The organism is Acinetobacter sp. YH12129, from assembly GCF_013418685.1.
Lineage (GTDB): Bacteria > Pseudomonadota > Gammaproteobacteria > Pseudomonadales > Moraxellaceae > Acinetobacter > Acinetobacter amyesii.
On sequence record NZ_VPBP01000006.1, the window covers coordinates 34,331 to 50,408 of the forward strand.

At 40.2% G+C, this 16,078-nt stretch carries 14 protein-coding genes; 6 read left to right on the forward strand and 8 right to left on the reverse strand.

Annotated features, from left to right (window positions below):
• Positions 1-10: 10 nt before the first annotated feature.
• Entirely contained in the window at positions 11-340 is a 330-nt protein-coding gene (locus FTU65_RS05550; protein ID WP_078189873.1) for a hypothetical protein, read from the forward strand.
• Between the two features lie 93 nt (positions 341-433).
• Here FTU65_RS05550 and FTU65_RS05555 read toward each other — a convergent pair whose 3' ends face one another.
• Positions 434-1,012, reverse strand: a complete 579-nt coding sequence (locus FTU65_RS05555) for a 1-acyl-sn-glycerol-3-phosphate acyltransferase (protein WP_171262613.1) — start codon at positions 1,010-1,012, stop codon at positions 434-436.
• A 280-nt stretch (positions 1,013-1,292) separates the two neighbouring features.
• Here FTU65_RS05555 and FTU65_RS05560 point away from each other — a divergent pair, with 280 nt between their 5' ends.
• Positions 1,293-1,775: a copper resistance protein NlpE gene (locus FTU65_RS05560; protein WP_180007485.1), complete on the forward strand. Its 483-nt coding sequence runs from the start codon at positions 1,293-1,295 to the stop codon at positions 1,773-1,775.
• A gap of 115 nt (positions 1,776-1,890) precedes the next feature.
• Here FTU65_RS05560 and FTU65_RS16240 read toward each other — a convergent pair whose 3' ends face one another.
• On the reverse strand, positions 1,891-2,016 hold the full coding sequence (locus tag FTU65_RS16240; protein ID WP_257222683.1) for a hypothetical protein: 126 nt from the start codon (positions 2,014-2,016) through the stop codon (positions 1,891-1,893).
• Between the two features lie 244 nt (positions 2,017-2,260).
• Between FTU65_RS16240 and FTU65_RS05565 the strand changes: the two genes are divergently transcribed.
• Positions 2,261-3,457, forward strand: coding sequence for a hypothetical protein (locus FTU65_RS05565; RefSeq protein WP_179988557.1), 1,197 nt, complete (start codon positions 2,261-2,263; stop codon positions 3,455-3,457).
• A 38-nt stretch (positions 3,458-3,495) separates the two neighbouring features.
• Here the strand turns inward: FTU65_RS05565 and FTU65_RS05570 are convergent, their stop codons facing one another.
• The 5 genes from FTU65_RS05570 to FTU65_RS05590 all read right to left on the reverse strand — a co-directional run bounded on the left by FTU65_RS05570 (position 3,496) and on the right by FTU65_RS05590 (position 8,781).
• The gene (locus tag FTU65_RS05570; protein ID WP_180020691.1) at positions 3,496-4,647 is read right to left on the reverse strand and encodes a helix-turn-helix transcriptional regulator; all 1,152 of its coding nucleotides are present in this window, start codon (positions 4,645-4,647) and stop codon (positions 3,496-3,498) included.
• A gap of 259 nt (positions 4,648-4,906) precedes the next feature.
• Positions 4,907-6,541: a chaperonin GroEL gene (groL, locus tag FTU65_RS05575; RefSeq protein ID WP_078192965.1), complete on the reverse strand. Its 1,635-nt coding sequence runs from the start codon at positions 6,539-6,541 to the stop codon at positions 4,907-4,909.
• Positions 6,542-6,601: 60 nt separating this feature from the next.
• Positions 6,602-6,892: a co-chaperone GroES gene (groES, locus tag FTU65_RS05580; protein ID WP_078189876.1), complete on the reverse strand. Its 291-nt coding sequence runs from the start codon at positions 6,890-6,892 to the stop codon at positions 6,602-6,604.
• A gap of 184 nt (positions 6,893-7,076) precedes the next feature.
• On the reverse strand, positions 7,077-7,862 hold the full coding sequence (locus FTU65_RS05585) for a metallophosphoesterase (RefSeq protein ID WP_180003948.1): 786 nt from the start codon (positions 7,860-7,862) through the stop codon (positions 7,077-7,079).
• Positions 7,843-8,781 (reverse strand): diacylglycerol kinase family protein, encoded by a 939-nt coding sequence (locus tag FTU65_RS05590; protein ID WP_180003946.1) that lies wholly within the window; start codon positions 8,779-8,781, stop codon positions 7,843-7,845. The genes FTU65_RS05585 and FTU65_RS05590 overlap by 20 nt, the downstream gene beginning before the upstream one ends.
• 412 nt (positions 8,782-9,193) lie before the next feature.
• On the opposite strand from FTU65_RS05590, the gene FTU65_RS05595 reads away from it, so the two are divergent.
• Positions 9,194-11,026 (forward strand): phosphoenolpyruvate carboxykinase (GTP), encoded by a 1,833-nt coding sequence (locus FTU65_RS05595; protein WP_180065528.1) that lies wholly within the window; start codon positions 9,194-9,196, stop codon positions 11,024-11,026.
• An 80-nt stretch (positions 11,027-11,106) separates the two neighbouring features.
• On the opposite strand, the gene glpD is transcribed toward FTU65_RS05595, so the two are convergent.
• Positions 11,107-12,624, reverse strand: a complete 1,518-nt coding sequence (glpD, locus tag FTU65_RS05600; protein ID WP_180065530.1) for a glycerol-3-phosphate dehydrogenase — start codon at positions 12,622-12,624, stop codon at positions 11,107-11,109.
• A 342-nt stretch (positions 12,625-12,966) separates the two neighbouring features.
• Between glpD and FTU65_RS05605 the strand changes: the two genes are divergently transcribed.
• Together FTU65_RS05605 and FTU65_RS05610 are read left to right on the forward strand one after the other, a co-directional pair.
• A complete protein-coding gene (locus FTU65_RS05605; RefSeq protein ID WP_180065532.1) occupies positions 12,967-14,286 on the forward strand; it encodes an MFS transporter in 1,320 nt (439 codons plus the stop codon).
• Positions 14,287-14,573: 287 nt separating this feature from the next.
• Complete coding sequence (locus FTU65_RS05610) at positions 14,574-15,893, forward strand: MFS transporter (protein ID WP_078190125.1); 1,320 nt, start codon at positions 14,574-14,576, stop codon at positions 15,891-15,893.
• Positions 15,894-16,078 lie beyond the last annotated feature (185 nt).

A 16,078-nucleotide genomic window follows, 5' to 3' on the forward strand; every position in this document is an offset into this window, starting at 1 on the left:
AAATAAAACCATGAAAAAGTTCATCCTGCTTGCAGGTGTAACTCTGCTTAGCGGCTGTATGTTTGGCACGTCCAGCGAAATTAAAAAAGCTGAAAAACTACTCTCACATTTTCAATGCAATAATATTGAAAGTTCACATATGACTCATAGCTCGATTACAAGTTTTCATGAAGAAAAACTGGCATCAAGTAAACAAAAGGTCGTGTCATATATCGACAGCTATAAAGAAGGCGAAAAATTATTTCGTATCCCGCTCATTGATGTAGTTGATCAGCAATACATTATTTATAAGGCGGCATGTCAAAATCTGGGCGGTATCCATCCCGACTTTAATGATTAAAATCAATATAAAAATCTAAACAGAAGAATCTAAATAGAAGAATCTAAACATAAAAAAGGACAGCCGATGCTGTCCTTTTTTTGGATTGTTGGATTAGTGATAGCGTGTATCGACACTGAATTTTTCAGGAAATTTGGCATGTATTTGCGCGTAAAAATCCATGATTTCAGCCATATCTTTTTCATAATCGCCTGTAGGATAAACAATTTTACCCACCCCAGTCTTTTTCTGCGCATAGTCCATATAGGCTAAAGCAATCGGCACACCCGCTTGCATAGCAACATGGTAAAAACCAGTTTTCCACTTCTCTTGTTTGGCGCGTGTCCCTTCTGGCGTCACCAACATGACCAATTTTGGATGATGCTTGAACAAGTCAGCCATCAGCTCAACCATACTTTGACGAGCTTCACCATCTTGTTTTGGACGTCGATTAATACCAATTCCGCCCATGGCACGTACAAAAGGCCCAAACGGGAATTTCATATAACTGTCTTTAATCGTGATACGAACATTAACCCCTAAAGCTTTCAGGGCAAGGCGTGCATAAAGTGCATCCCAATTACTGGTATGTGGCGCTGCAATCATGACACATTGGTCGATATTTAAATCCCAATGGTTATCAATTTGCCACCCCATTAAGTTCAGACTTTTTTCCGCTGTTTTTTCAAACACAATTTGCACCGACAGTTTTTTCTATGCCACAGAGTTTAACAACGCAAAATAATTATAAAAGCCTATATTGTTCAGTAATCCACCAATTAATATATAAATGTCCTTTAGCGTTCACTTTTAGGTAAATCACCAATATTTCACTATTTACGAATTTTAAAAATCAAATGTCTGTTTTGACCCATTAACCAAACACACAATTGTTAACAGGAATAGGCTATTTTTCTTGCGCAATAATAGTCACGCTTAGCATTATATTGGGTACGTACGGTGTATAAATCTCATGAAAAAACTAATGCTCGCTCTCTGTATGGTCAGTGCAACCTTAACGGCATGTTCAAAAACCAGCAATGAATCTGAAACTGCGACACCACCAGATAATAATGTCATTGCCAATACAGACGCAGCCTCAGAAAGTCCGATTGCCACAGGTGATAACACCGAAAATGCACTTGATTGGGCAGGTGAATATAAAGGGATTCTGCCTTGCCATGATTGCAAAGGGATTGAAACTGAGCTTGAACTCAAACTCGATAAAAGCTACGAGCTTAGCCAAGAGTTTTTAGGCAAACCTGCAAACACTGAAAATAAAGTAAAAGGCAGTTTTAAGTTTTTGCCAGATCAACCTGGGATGATTCAACTTGATGCCGAGGGCGACAATCGAATTTACTTTGTAGGTGAAAACTTTATTGAGCTTCGTGGTGATAAAGGTGAAAAACTAGAAATGCCTGAAGTAAATCTTAAACTCACCAAAAAGCTTGATTAGTGTTTTACTCTAAATAGGATTGTTATAAAAAAATCCCCGCAAGTAGCGGGGATTTTTTGTTTAATCCAAATATATCAACGGGTTAATTATTTTCCGCCAAATACATAAGAAAGACCTACACGACCACCAACTTCGCTACCACCAGCAACACCAATTGCAGCGCTAAGTGAAGTACGGCCATCACCATAATAGCGAGCACACCTGCAAAAATTGGACGTTCAATAAAAAATTTTGACAGCATAGAACAAGATCACTTTCTGGTGGCGATTGGGCTTAAACACGCAATATTTCTCTTCAAATTAACATAGGCGAGTGGATCTTCCGTGACTGAAAATCAAAAAATTATACTTTTTCACAAAAATATTGTTTTTTCTTCATTTTTTCTCACAGATTTTTGTATTTGCCCTCCCAATTTTGGGATAGCTCCTAGATTCATCTTATTTCTATACTTCTGACATAACAATTTGGATGACAAGGAAATCATGATGAAAAAAACGTTAATTTGCTTAGCCTTAGCAGGTTTACTCAGTGCATGTGGCGGGTCAGACAATGATTCTGGTAGCAATCAGAATCCGCCACCTAGTTCAGCAACACAGATTGGTGTACTGACCGATGGCCCTGTAACTGGGGTTAAATATCTCAGAGCTTCGAGTTCAGGTGAAAGTATTGAAGGTATCACCAATGATAAAGGTGAGTTTGAATATGCTGAGGGTGATACTGTTCGCTTCTTTATTGGTGATGTGCAACTTGGTGAAGCCATTGAAGCTAAAGCACGTATTACCCCACTAGATTTGGCTGAAAGTGAAAATGCCCGTACCAACTTAATGGTATTTTTACAATCTTTAGATAGCGATGGCGACCATAGCAATGGAATTGAAATTACTGCAGACACTCAAACAGCCTTAACCGCTGTGAATATGAATTTCGAGCAAACACCCGCAGAGTTTTCAACTACGTTTGTCAATGAAGTGATCCCTAAAACCGATATCCCACTAGATCGAATCGTGACACCTGAAAAAGCTGCAGAAAACTTCCAAGCCACTTTCTATAAAGATATTGCAGGCACTTGGGAAATTGGGCGTACTGAAAGCACTGCTGTTATATTACATATTTTACCAGACGGACGTTATGCGCTAGGTGAAGCAGATGTAGCTGATGAAACAGGGAAGTCTGGTATCGAAACAGGACGACTAAATTGGAATGCTTTAACTTCAGCGCTGAGCCCTGTGATCTCAGTAGATACTAATGGAGACTACGGGCTTTCACATCCAGACAATGATGGTCATTACCGCCTAAGTTATAACGGTACAGATTTAGTGCTGACTGATGTAGGAAGTAATAGCACCTATATTTTAACTAAAGTCAAACAATCATCAGGTTTAGTCGGCACTTGGCAATTTAATCAAACTCATTTATTTGCTTTCTTTGACACAGGATTCTATTTCTTGTTAGACACTGAAGGCGATGATGATTGCGCTAACCCAGGTATTGAATATGGCAAATATTCAATGACAGCCAATACACTTGCCGCAACAGAAGTGTTATATGACACCAACGATTGCGGTGGCTTACAAGACTCTTGGGATGGCAGTAAAGTGAATGCAACTTACAGCATCTCAGGAACAAGCCTAACCTTGCATCCGCAAGGCGAAGACTCTGTTACCCTACAACGTAGTAACTAAACATATTCAAAAGCTGCCTAAGCCAAACTTAGGCAGCTTTAACCAATATGCTCAAAATGAATGGTACAACCCATTAATAAATGCATAAGTTCAATTTGCGAGTTGCATTGGGTTTTTTCATAAATATTTTTAAAATAAGTGCGCACCGAACTGAGGGTAATCCCGCAATGTTCCGCAATTTCTTCTAACTTATAACCATTCAACAACAACTCACACAACTCAAACTCACGTTTAGATAATTGATAAGCTTGCTGCAAATAGGCTTTAGACAAGGCATAGTGCTGATGTTTATCGGTCAGAAATACCGCAATTTGATGTTGTCCTGCATTTTGATGCTGCATATTTTTTAATTTAGAACAAGGTACGATAGTCAGCATTAATTGTTGTCCTTTCGCATCTGACAAAGACAATACACCGCCTACATCTGCGTTTAATGCCGACTGTCCCAACAACGCTGAATGTAATAATTGATCTAAACGACTTTGATCATAAGCATGGGTTTTTAATCGATTATACAAATCCAAATCTAAACATGAATCGTGTTCCAGCATGCTTTGAGCTAAAGGGTTTGAATAAGTCAAACTCAGCTGATGATCAAGCAAAATTACACCTGTTTTTAAATGATCGAGCACGCTATACAAACTTAAATTTTCTTGTTTAACCAAACTAAACTGACGATGGATTTGTAAAGCACGGCGTAAATGCACACCCAAATGCTTTAAAAAATCCAACTCTTTTTGTTGATACGGCGCTACATCTGGCGAACGGTGTAATCCCAAAACCGCCCAGCGATGTGAACCCTGATCGAGCAAAACAGCCGAGATATAACTAATTCCCGTCGGATTCAAACACCGTTCATAAAAGATATATTCATCACTTTCAGGGTTTTCCCCATAATGCGATAAATCCGAGCTCGCTACTTGGCCCACACCTAAATTTTCCCACAATACTCGGTGTAACTGCATGTCAATCACACGAATCCGCTCATCACGATAGGCATGCAAAGCTTCATCTGGAATATTGTGACTAAATAAAAAATCGTAACTTGGACTAAATTGATCTAAGGCAGTAAAAATGGCGGTTTTACTGTCTGTATATTGAACAATTTTTTCAATTACTTGCGGCCATAAATTCACATCTACAGCGGCATCATAAATACTGCCTATAATTTCGTGTTCTCGGTTATCCATTTTTATCCCCTTTATGCCTACTCCAATCTGCATTACATTTATTTAATCATTTGTTTTTCTTATTGTTCTAAAAAGAATAATGAGTTTTATTCACAAAAAAAGGAGTTTAAATACATATTACACATTTAATGTGTAAATAAAAAATAGCTAGGTGATTTTGTCTTTTCATGTGTGCAATCTCTACATTACAAAAACTACGCCATAAAAAAAACCCCGTATCTGACGATACGAGGTTTTTGAAGTTTGGGTACGCTGAGGTTTACATCATACCGCCCATACCACCCATGCCACCCATATCTGGCATTGCTGGCTTGTCTTCTGGGATTTCAGTGATCATACATTCAGTTGTAAGCATAAGACCTGCAACAGATGCAGCATGCTCAAGCGCAGAACGAGTCACTTTAGCAGGGTCAAGAATACCCATTTCTAACATATCGCCATACTCTGAAGTCGCAGCGTTGTAACCGAAGTTACCTTCACCGTTTTTCACAGCATTGATTACAACTGATGGCTCATCACCAGAGTTTGCAACGATTTGACGAAGCGGTGCTTCAATTGCACGACGTAAAATGTTGATACCAACATTTTGGTCATCGTTAGCACCAGACACACCTTCAAGTGCTTTTGCAGCACGTACAAGTGCAACACCACCACCTGCTACAACACCTTCTTCAACTGCAGCACGAGTTGCATGAAGTGCATCGTCAACGCGATCTTTCTTCTCTTTCATTTCAACTTCAGTTGCAGCGCCGATTTTGATTACAGCAACACCGCCTGCCAATTTAGCAACGCGTTCTTGAAGTTTTTCTTTGTCGTATTCTGAAGTTGATTCTTCAATTTGAGCACGAATTTGAGTTACACGTTCAGCAATTTGCTCTGCAACACCTGCACCATCAACAATTACTGTGTTTTCTTTAGAAACAGTAACTTTATGCGCTGTACCTAAGTGCTCAAGTGTAGTTTGGTCTAAAGACATACCAACCTCTTCAGAAACTACAGTCGCGCCAGTTAAAATCGCGATGTCTTGAAGCATCGCTTTACGACGATCACCAAAACCAGGTGCTTTAACAGCACAAACTTTGATAATGCCACGCATGTTGTTTACAACAAGAGTTGCAAGTGCTTCACCTTCAACATCTTCAGCAATGATAAGAAGCGGTTTACCTGTTTTAGCAACAGCTTCAAGTACAGCAATTAATTCGCGGATGTTGCTGATTTTTTTATCAACAAGAAGAATGTATGGGTTTTCAAGTTCAGCTGTTAGTGTATCTTGTTTGTTTGCAAAGTACGGGCTGATGTAACCACGGTCAAACTGCATACCCTCTACAACATCTAGAGAATCTTCAAAGCCTGAACCCTCTTCAACTGTAATTACACCCTCTTTACCGACTTTTTCCATTGCTTGAGCAATAAGTTTACCAACAGTGGTGTCAGAGTTCGCAGAGATCGAACCTACTTGTTCAATGGCTTTAGAGTCAGAAGCAGGTTTAGCAGTCGCTTTAATTTCAGCAACAACAGCTTTAACCGCGATGTCGATACCGCGTTTAAGATCCATTGGGTTCATACCAGCAGTAACTGATTTGATCCCTTCATTTAGGATTGCTTGAGCAAGTACAGTTGCAGTTGTTGTACCGTCACCCGCGATGTCATTGGTTTTTGAAGACACTTCACGAACCAGCTGAGCGCCCATGTTTTCAAATTTGTCTTTTAATGTGATTTCTTTAGCAACAGAAACACCATCTTTAGTGATGTGCGGCGCACCGAAAGAACGGTCGATGACAACGTTACGGCCTTTAGGACCTAAAGTCACTTTTACAGCATCTGCAAGTACATTTACACCCGCGATCATTTTTGAACGCGCTGAATCACCAAATTTTACGTCTTTAGCTGACATGGTTTACTCCAAAATTTTTAATATATTTTTCAAATCGAATTTGGTTCGAAAGTTCTGAGATTAGCCTTCAAGTACAGCTAAAATGTCAGACTCTTTCATTACAAGAAGCTCTTCGCCGTCAACTTTTACTTTAGTACCTGCATAAGCACCGAAAAGCACGTTGTCACCAACTTTAACGTCTAACGCACGAACACCGTTGTCAGTTACTTTGCCGTTACCTACAGCAATGATTTCACCTTGAGCTGGTTGTTCAGCAGCAGAAGTACTCAAGATTAAACCGCCAGCAGTTTTAGTTTCTTTCTCAACACGGCGGATAACGACGTTGTCATGTAAAGGACGAATCTTGCTCATTTCTAACTCCATAGACATTTAAAATGTCATTGATAACGATGTGAAGATGACTTCTTATTTCCTAGGTCATCGACAAAATTTTGATATGACACTTTTGTGGGGATGGAATAAAACGCTTCAAGGGCAAATTCTAAATTTTTTCATCTTTTTGTATTTTTTTTCTTCAAAATTTAAATTTAAATGGTTAAAGCTCATCTAAAACATGAGTGCTGAGATTTTCTTCAAATATTTTTAACTTTGAATGATAAAAATAATGTCGCACATTCATCTGCTCATCAATGACATTAAAACTGTTGGCAAGGTTCTCATGTAGGCGATATGACGTCGCTGTGCCTGCATGAATATCCCAAACGGGATGATCAACGCCTAAAGCATAAATTTGATTGAGGTCATAGCTGGCTGGAACATGTAAATGTCCATGCAATAAACCATTCAAACCGTGTTGACTCCACTGTTCGAGCGCCAAACGCCCTTGAACAGGACAATCTTTCACACCATGCGGGTCATTGGGCGGCGTATAAAAAGGTTGATGCGCTATGATTAATTTCACTTTATTGGGCGGCGCATGTTTAAGTAACTCGTCGACATAATGTATTTGCTCGAGCGACACATGCCCTCGCGTATGGTAACGACGACGAATACTATTGATCCCAATTAAGTAGAAATGCTCGGTTTCCAGTACATTTTCCATGGCACCAAAAAATAGTTGATAACGTGCAAAAGGACTAAAAACACGGTTCCATAAATGATACAGCGGAATATCATGATTCCCTGGCACAACGATATAAGGCAGCTTTAAGCTTTCTAAAAATTGCTTACATGCATAAAACTGACGATAGCGCGCACGTTGGGTTAAGTCTCCACTGGCAACCACGGCTTCGATACGATTTTCACGACAAAATTGCTGAATCGCGCGCATACACTCTGGCTTTTCAGTGCCAAAATGCAGATCAGACAGATGCAGTATCATGTGGCACCCGTATCTTTAAGGCTTGTTTTTGCACTCGAATTTTAAGCGGCGGTTTCATTTCTACAATCTCACCATCCACAGCAACGGTCATTTTTTTTCGTTGAGTATGTATCGTGACTTCATTAGCGGCAAAACTATACACATCTGGCGCATTGTCGATATTGCCACGGATCAACTGCCATAAAATTTTAAATAAAGTTTTCTTATCACTTTTTGCGACCACCACACCTGCAACTTTACCTGCTGCTGCATCTTTAGCAATTTGCAAATTTAAATCGGCCAATTGCAATTGGTTATTACCAAAAAAGATCAAAGGCGTTTTGACTGGATAAATATGATGATCAACTTCGATTTCCAATTTCAACTCTTTACGATCTCGAATCAGCACATCCAAACCTGAGGTATAAGCATGCAATGGGAAACGACCAAACTTCTGATTATAAAACTCTCTTTTTTGTATAAATAATGGATACAAGCCCAAACTGGCATTGTTTAAATAGATATGTTCATTGATTTGCGCCACATGTACCTGTCGATTATTGCCTGTCGCAATGACCTGTGCTGCTTGAATTAAATCGAGAGGAATATTGAGTACGCGCGCCACATAATTAAATGTGCCTAAAGGTAAGATCCCCATTGGAATATCGGTATGCATCAACCGATGAGCAACTGCATTTAAGGTTCCATCACCACCTGCAGCAACGACAACGCCCAAATTATCTGGGTCTTGGTGGCGTGCAAACACCTTGCTCATTAAAGTATCAAAACTGGCTTCCTGCCCAAGCTCAAAAGACTGTATTTCGAAATCATGATCGGATAATATCCGCACAAGTTCCTCGTAGACTTCATCTTTGTTTGCAGCATGAAATCCTGATTTTTTATTATAAATAATAGATAAAGGCTTGGCTTGTTTAATCACTTTTTATACATCTTGGCCGCTTAGTTTTGTATTTTGTCGAATTTAACAGCAAATAATAGCGCCTTTATGTAAAAATCGAATTACCACCATTTATTTAATCAATAATAATTCTCAAATATCAAATACATGCAACTTTTTGTTTTTATTAAAAATAAATATATAAAATATTGTCCATCACGTTAATAAATAAAGTTAAAATTCGCGATAAAATCTATTAAGTTATTGTATTTTATTTACATTTAACTTAAATAGCATTAACTACCAAAAAAAATCTACCACTTCTTTAGTCTTATTTTTTTTATGATTTTATGCTTTAATACAGCCACTTTTTTTCATCTTTTATCTGCATGATGTAACCCATGATGCAGATTATACTTTGTACGGTTAGTACATTTTTGAGATAGGCCTCACCATGACCCAAGTGAACGCACCAGAATTCGTTCGTCACCCTAAGCTAATTGCTTGGGTGGAAGAAATTGCCAAATTAACCAAACCAGCAAAAATCGAATGGTGTGACGGTAGCGCAGAAGAATATCAACGTTATATCGACTTGATGATCGCTAACGGCACTATGCAAGAACTTAACCAAGAAAAACATCCTGGTTCTTACCTTGCTAATTCTGATCCTTCTGACGTTGCTCGTGTTGAAGGTCGTACTTACATCTGTTCTGAAAAACAAGAAGATGCAGGCGCAACAAACAACTGGGAAGCTCCAGCTGAAATGCGTGCTCGTCTGAATGGTTTATTTGACGGTTCAATGAAAGGCCGTACTTTGTACGTTGTTCCTTTCTCTATGGGTCCTTTAGGTTCTCATATTGCTCACATCGGTATCGAACTTACTGATTCTCCTTACGTTGCTGTAAGCATGTCTAAAATGGCTCGTATGGGTAAAGCTGTTTATGACGTACTTGGTACTGACGGTGACTTCATTCCTTGCGTACACACTGTTGGTGCTCCGCTTGAAGAAGGTCAAAAAGACGTTGCTTGGCCTTGCAACCCTGAAAAATACATCGTTCATTACCCAGAAACTCGTGAAATCTGGTCTTACGGTTCTGGTTACGGCGGTAACGCATTGTTGGGTAAAAAATGCCTAGCTTTACGTATTGCATCTTCTATGGGTCGTCAACAAGGTTGGTTAGCTGAACACATGCTCATCCTTGGCGTGACAAACCCACAAGGCGAAAAACACTACATCGCAGCTGCATTCCCTTCTGCGTGTGGTAAAACAAACTTCGCGATGTTGATTCCACCAGCGGGTTACGAAGGTTGGAAAATTGAAACTGTAGGTGATGATATTGCTTGGATCAAACCAGGTGAAGATGGTCGTTTATATGCAATCAACCCTGAAGCTGGTTTCTTCGGTGTAGCACCTGGTACAAATACCAAGACTAACCCGAACTGTATGGCGACTCTTCATAAAGACGTAATCTATACTAACGTTGCTGTAACTGACAACGGTGAAGTATGGTGGGAAGGTCTTTCTAAAGAAGTACCTGCTAATCTAACTAACTGGAAAGGTCAACCACACACCGGCGAAGAAAAAGCAGCTCATCCAAATGCTCGTTTCACTGTTTCAGCTGGTCAGTGTCCTTCTATTGATGCTGACTGGGAAAATCCAGCAGGTGTTCCAATTTCTGCGTTCATCTTCGGTGGTCGTCGTGCAGACACAGTGCCTCTAATTTCAGAAGCATTTGACTGGGTTGACGGTGTTTACAAAGCTGCAACTATGGGCTCTGAAACAACTGCTGCTGCTGTTGGTCAACAAGGTATCGTTCGTCGTGACCCATTCGCAATGCTTCCATTTGCGGGTTACAACATGGCTGACTACTTCTCTCACTGGTTAGAACTTGGTGAAGAAGTTGCTGCTAAAGCTAAAGCTGCTGGCAATAAACTTCCTGGTATCTACAACGTGAACTGGTTCCGTCGTGATGCTGAAGGTAACTTTGTATGGCCTGGTTTCGGTCAAAACATGCGTGTTCTTGAGTGGATCATTGACCGTTGTGAAGGTCGTGCAACTGCTGTTGAAACTCCAATTGGCCGCGTACCGACTTACGAACAATTGAACTGGACTGGTTCAGACTTCACTAAAGAACAATTTGATCTTGTAACTTCACAAGACAAAGAACAGTGGATCAAAGAACTTGAGAGCCACACTGAATTGTTCAACAAACTTGGTGATCGTTTACCAAAAGCACTTAAAGCACGTCAAGACGAGCTTTTAGAAGCTGTAAAAAAATCTGCTTAATCCGCCTTTAATTTCCCTCTTTTAAAAGAGGGATTAAGGAAGATTTAAAAGACCGCTTGTGCGGTCTTTTTTTATATCTACTAAGCCACATCTTGAGCTTTTTGCTTTATTCGAATTGCCATTAAGTATTCATTCAAAGCATCAACTTCAGCTGCACTGAATTGCAAATAGAACTTTGTTCGTCTTTGCAAAATATCTTCAGAACTTCTCGCCCACTCCTGCTCGACCAAATAATCCACTTCTTGAGCATACAATCCATGTCCAAAGTTTTGACCCAATTCATCAATCGAAGTTAAATGATTCAGCAAAATCCAGACACGGGTTCCATAAGCATGCGCCCAACGACTGGCTAGACTGATCGAAACCCCTCGCACTTTTTGTTGGATTTCAACCATCAACTGCTCTACCGATTCTAAATTTTCCGCACCAGGCAATGTTGCATCAGCAGTCCAAGGTTTGGATCGATGATGAAAAACCGTTTTAAGCTGATCTAATGCCGCTTCTGCTAGTTTTCGGTAAGTGGTAAGTTTGCCACCAAAGATTGAAAGTAATGCAGCCCCTTCTACATCGGTCAGTGCCAAGGTGTAATCTCGCGTGACTGCGGCTGGATTATCTGACTCATCATCACACAGCGGACGCACACCTGAATAGGTTGAAATGATGTCCGTTTGCGTCAATTGAGTTTTAAAGTGATCATTTGACACATCAAGCAAGTAATCGATTTCTTCTTGGCTTATCTTTACTCGATTTGGGTCTGCATGATATTCACGATCTGTCGTGCCGATCAAGGTAAATTGTTCTAAATATGGGATCGCAAAGACAATGCGATGATCATCATTTTGCATAATAAAAGCTTTATCGCCGTCAAAGAGCTTTGGAACAATGATATGGCTACCCTGTATCAGCCGTATACTATAAGGTGACTCTTGCTTTAAACCCTGTTTTATAAAGTCAGCAACCCAAGGACCTGCCGCATTCACCAATACTTTAGCCTGCACATTTTGCAAACCCTTGGCATTTTTCAAACACACCTGCCAAATGCCACCTTTACTATATGCATTTAAACATTCTGTTCGAGTCAGAATCTGTGCACCATGTTCTCGTGCTTGTATTGCATTGAGTACAACCAAGCGTGCATCATCCACAACGCAGTCGGAATATTCAAACCCTCGAGTAAATCTGAGTGCTAAAGGACTAACTTTCACATCAAATTCAATACCATTGGAGCCAGCAAGCTGTTCTCGCTTACCCAAATAATCATAAAAGAATAATCCAGTCCGAATTAGCCAAGCCGGACGTAAGTGCGGTTCATGTGGCATGATAAAACGCATAGGCCGAATAATATGAGGGGCTTTTTTAAGCAGAACTTCGCGTTCTGCAAGCGCTTCACGTACTAAACGAAATTCTTTATGCTCTAAATAGCGAAGACCACCATGAATTAACTTGCTACTTGCAGATGAAGTATGGCTCGCGAGATCGTCTTTTTCGCAGAGCAAAACACTTAACCCCCGCCCCGCTGCATCACAAGCAATACCAACACCATTGATTCCACCACCAATGACCACCATGTCATATATTGATTGTTGTTGTGTATTCATCGCTCCCTCCCACTATGTCTTTTTTATTCAACAATGCATCGTTTTCTTTGCTTTATTATTTTTCTCATTGATCATGATTTTTTGATCAAGATACCTATTTTGGTCACGATATCCTTACGCTGAGTTTTTGTATTCCTCATTAAATGAGAAGTTATATTTTAAATGTACGTTTAAAAGCCTGCTGGCTCAAGTATGAAATCAATCATTTTAAGGCCCAAACCATTATTCAAAGCAAAATTCACGACAAGTTGTTGATTTGTACACTTTTTAAACAAAACCTCTTTTTTAGTTTACATTTCATGCTTTTCGATACGCATAAGATATTTTCACACAATAAAAAAGATGGATTTTAAAATGACGGAAGAAATTGTTACTCAATCAAATTTAGATACAAAGACCCGAGTAAAATCCATTCTCGGAGGTTCAGCAGGTAATCTTGTTGAATGGTACGATTGGTATGTCTATGCGGCATTCACCCTCTATTTCGCCCATGCTTTTTTCCCTCAGGGCAGCCAGACTGCACAACTTCTCCAAGCCGCGGCCATCTTTGCAGTGGGCTTCCTCATGCGGCCCATTGGTGCATGGATTATGGGGATCTATTCAGACAAAAAAGGTCGAAAGTCAGGTTTAACCCTCTCCGTCACACTCATGTGTATCGGCTCATTGATGATTGCAATTTCTCCAACGCATGACCAAATTGGTATTTTGGCGCCGATTATTCTTGTGGTAGCTCGACTGATTCAAGGCTTAAGTGTCGGCGGTGAATATGGCGCTAGTGCGACCTACCTCAGTGAAATGGCTGACCGCGACCGTCGTGGTTTTTTTTCAAGCTTTCAATATGTGACACTGATTGCAGGTCAGTTGACTGCACTGTGCGTACTACTTATTTTGCAATGGTTGCTGACAGAAGAACAATTGCATGATTGGGGCTGGCGTATTCCGTTCTTTATTGGTGCGTGCTTAGCGGTAGTGGTTTTCCGTATTCGACGTGGCCTGCTAGAAACCCAGTCCTTCAAAAATGCACAAGAGCAAAAGGACCAGCCTGAATCAGGCTTATTTTCTCTATTTAAGCATTATCCGAAAGAAGCATTCACGGTGTTATTTTTAACAGCTGGGGGTACATTGGCTTTTTATACCTACACCACCTATTTGCAAAAATATCTGGTCAATACCTCTGGCTTTAGTAAACCTGAGGCCACGCAAATCACCACTTTAGCACTGTTTATTTTTATGTGCTTACAACCACTAGCAGGTGGTCTATCCGATAAAATTGGTCGTAAGCCTTTAATGATCGCTTTTGGGATCTTAGGGGTGCTGTTCACCTATGTTCTATTTAGTGCATTAGGACAAACTCAAGATTATTGGACTGCATTTTGGCTCTGTCTCGCAGGTCTAGTGATTGTCACGGGATACACCTCGATCAATGCGGTTGTAAAAGCAGAAATGTTCCCTGCGCATATTCGCGCATTGGGTGTTGCACTGCCTTATGCTCTTGCAAATACCATCTTTGGTGGTACTGCAGAATTTTTTGCCCTAAGTTTCAAAGAAGCTGGCTATGAGACATGGTTCTTCATCTATGTAACCATCATGATTTTTATTTCATTATTGGTCTACGTCTTTATGAAAGACACCAAACACCATTCCAAAATTCAGGAGCATTGATCAGGTTCATTTGATGATGACTTATTGATCAAGCTGATCAAAAACAGCATGTTTTCCCCATCAAAGCCTCAGTCTATGAGGCTTTGTTGTTTTCATTTAGTCGTGAAAAATCTATCTGATCAAAAAAATCGCATTTTATAGACTAAAGTCGCATGATTTTCTGCGACAACAGGAGTATAAATTAAATAAATATAGTTCCATCTCCCATTTCGACAAAATATATTGATTTAAACTTTTCCCAAAGAGTTTAAATGGATATGTTTTGCATTCATTCCTTGGAGAATGATGTGTCAAACTCATCTGAGCCAGTTGTTCCTGAACAATTGGATAGAAAAACTCGTGTCAAATCTATCCTCGGCGGATCTGCCGGCAACCTCGTTGAATGGTACGACTGGTATGTCTACGCTGCCTTTACCCTTTACTTTGCACCGCAATTTTTCCCTGACGGTGACAATACTGTAAAACTCTTACAAGCAGCTGCAGTCTTTGCACTCGGTTTCTTAATGCGTCCAATCGGCGCATGGGTCATGGGTATTTATGCGGACCGTAAAGGTCGTAAAGCAGGTTTAACGCTGTCTGTATCGTTGATGTGTGTCGGCTCACTGATGATCGCATGTGCACCAACCTATGATTCTGTAGGCATGCTCGCACCCGCTATTCTACTTTTAGCGCGTTTACTCCAAGGCTTAAGTGTTGGTGGTGAATATGGTTCTAGTGCCACCTATTTGACTGAAATGGCAGGTAAAAACCATCGTGGCTTCTTCTCAAGTTTCCAATATGTCACACTGATTTCAGGTCAGCTATTGGCACTTTGCGTTTTAATTATCTTACAACGCAATTTCTCAGAACAAGCTTTAACTGAATGGGGCTGGCGTGTTCCGTTCTTCATCGGTGCATTACTCGCTATTGTGGTGTTCTGGATTCGTCGCGGTTTAGTTGAAACTCAATCCTCTAAAGAAGCTCAAGAACAAGCTAAAAATGGTGGTCCAAAATCAGGTGCTTTAGCGTTATTTACCAAATACCCTAAACAAGCCTTCACTGTGATCATGTTGACTGCCGGTGGTACTTTAGCGTTCAACACCTTTACCACTTATTTGCAAAAGTATTTGGTCAACACGTCTGGTTTTGAAAAAACCACAGCAACTGAAATTACCACTGCTGCAATTTTCATCTTTATGCTTTTACAACCTGCTGTCGGTGCGCTTTCAGACAAAATTGGTCGTAAGCCAATTATGATCGCCTTTGGTGTGCTTGGTGTACTCTTCACCATTCCAATTTTCAACGGTATCGGTTCTACGACTAGCCCAACCACAGCATTTATGCTTTGCATGAGCGGTATGGTGATTGTCACTGGTTATACTGCGATTAATGCCGTAGTAAAAGCTGAGTTGTTCCCTGCACACATCCGTGCCCTAGGTGTTGCATTGCCTTATGCCATTGCAAATACACTCTTTGGTGGTACCGCAGAACTTGTAGCTTTGAGCTTCAAAAATGCAGGCCATGAAAACTACTTCTTCTACTACATTACATTCATGATTGGTTTATCTTTAATTACCTATGTCTTCATGAAAGATACCAAAAAACATAGCATGATCACTGACGATTAATTCGCTCAGCCCTGCTATTCCACTTAAGCTCATCAAAGCCTATTTTGATGAGCTTTTTTTATCTCCATTTCCATCTATTCACCGTTTCGGCTGCATCAAAGAGTTAATCAAACTTCTTTGGCTTTCTTGATTTTCGCCATCGAGTCGACAGACGGACTATGGCATACTGAGCATACAAATACACA

Excerpts from the sequence above, each read along its gene's own strand:
- FTU65_RS05550 (WP_078189873.1), top strand. The coding sequence starts at position 11 with ATGAAAAAGTTCATCCTGCTTGCAGGTGTAACTCTGCTTAGCGGCTGT.
- glpD (WP_180065530.1), bottom strand. The coding sequence starts at position 12,624 with ATGAATACACAACAACAATCAATATATGACATGGTGGTCATTGGTGGT.
- FTU65_RS05560 (WP_180007485.1), top strand. The coding sequence starts at position 1,293 with ATGAAAAAACTAATGCTCGCTCTCTGTATGGTCAGTGCAACCTTAACG.
- FTU65_RS05595 (WP_180065528.1), top strand. The coding sequence starts at position 9,194 with ATGACCCAAGTGAACGCACCAGAATTCGTTCGTCACCCTAAGCTAATT.
- FTU65_RS05605 (WP_180065532.1), top strand. The coding sequence starts at position 12,967 with ATGGATTTTAAAATGACGGAAGAAATTGTTACTCAATCAAATTTAGAT.
- groES (WP_078189876.1), bottom strand. The coding sequence starts at position 6,892 with ATGAGCAAGATTCGTCCTTTACATGACAACGTCGTTATCCGCCGTGTT.
- FTU65_RS16240 (WP_257222683.1), bottom strand. The coding sequence starts at position 2,016 with ATGCTGTCAAAATTTTTTATTGAACGTCCAATTTTTGCAGGTGTGCTC.
- FTU65_RS05570 (WP_180020691.1), bottom strand. The coding sequence starts at position 4,647 with ATGGATAACCGAGAACACGAAATTATAGGCAGTATTTATGATGCCGCT.
- FTU65_RS05565 (WP_179988557.1), top strand. The coding sequence starts at position 2,261 with ATGAAAAAAACGTTAATTTGCTTAGCCTTAGCAGGTTTACTCAGTGCA.
- groL (WP_078192965.1), bottom strand. The coding sequence starts at position 6,541 with ATGTCAGCTAAAGACGTAAAATTTGGTGATTCAGCGCGTTCAAAAATG.
- FTU65_RS05585 (WP_180003948.1), bottom strand. The coding sequence starts at position 7,862 with ATGATACTGCATCTGTCTGATCTGCATTTTGGCACTGAAAAGCCAGAG.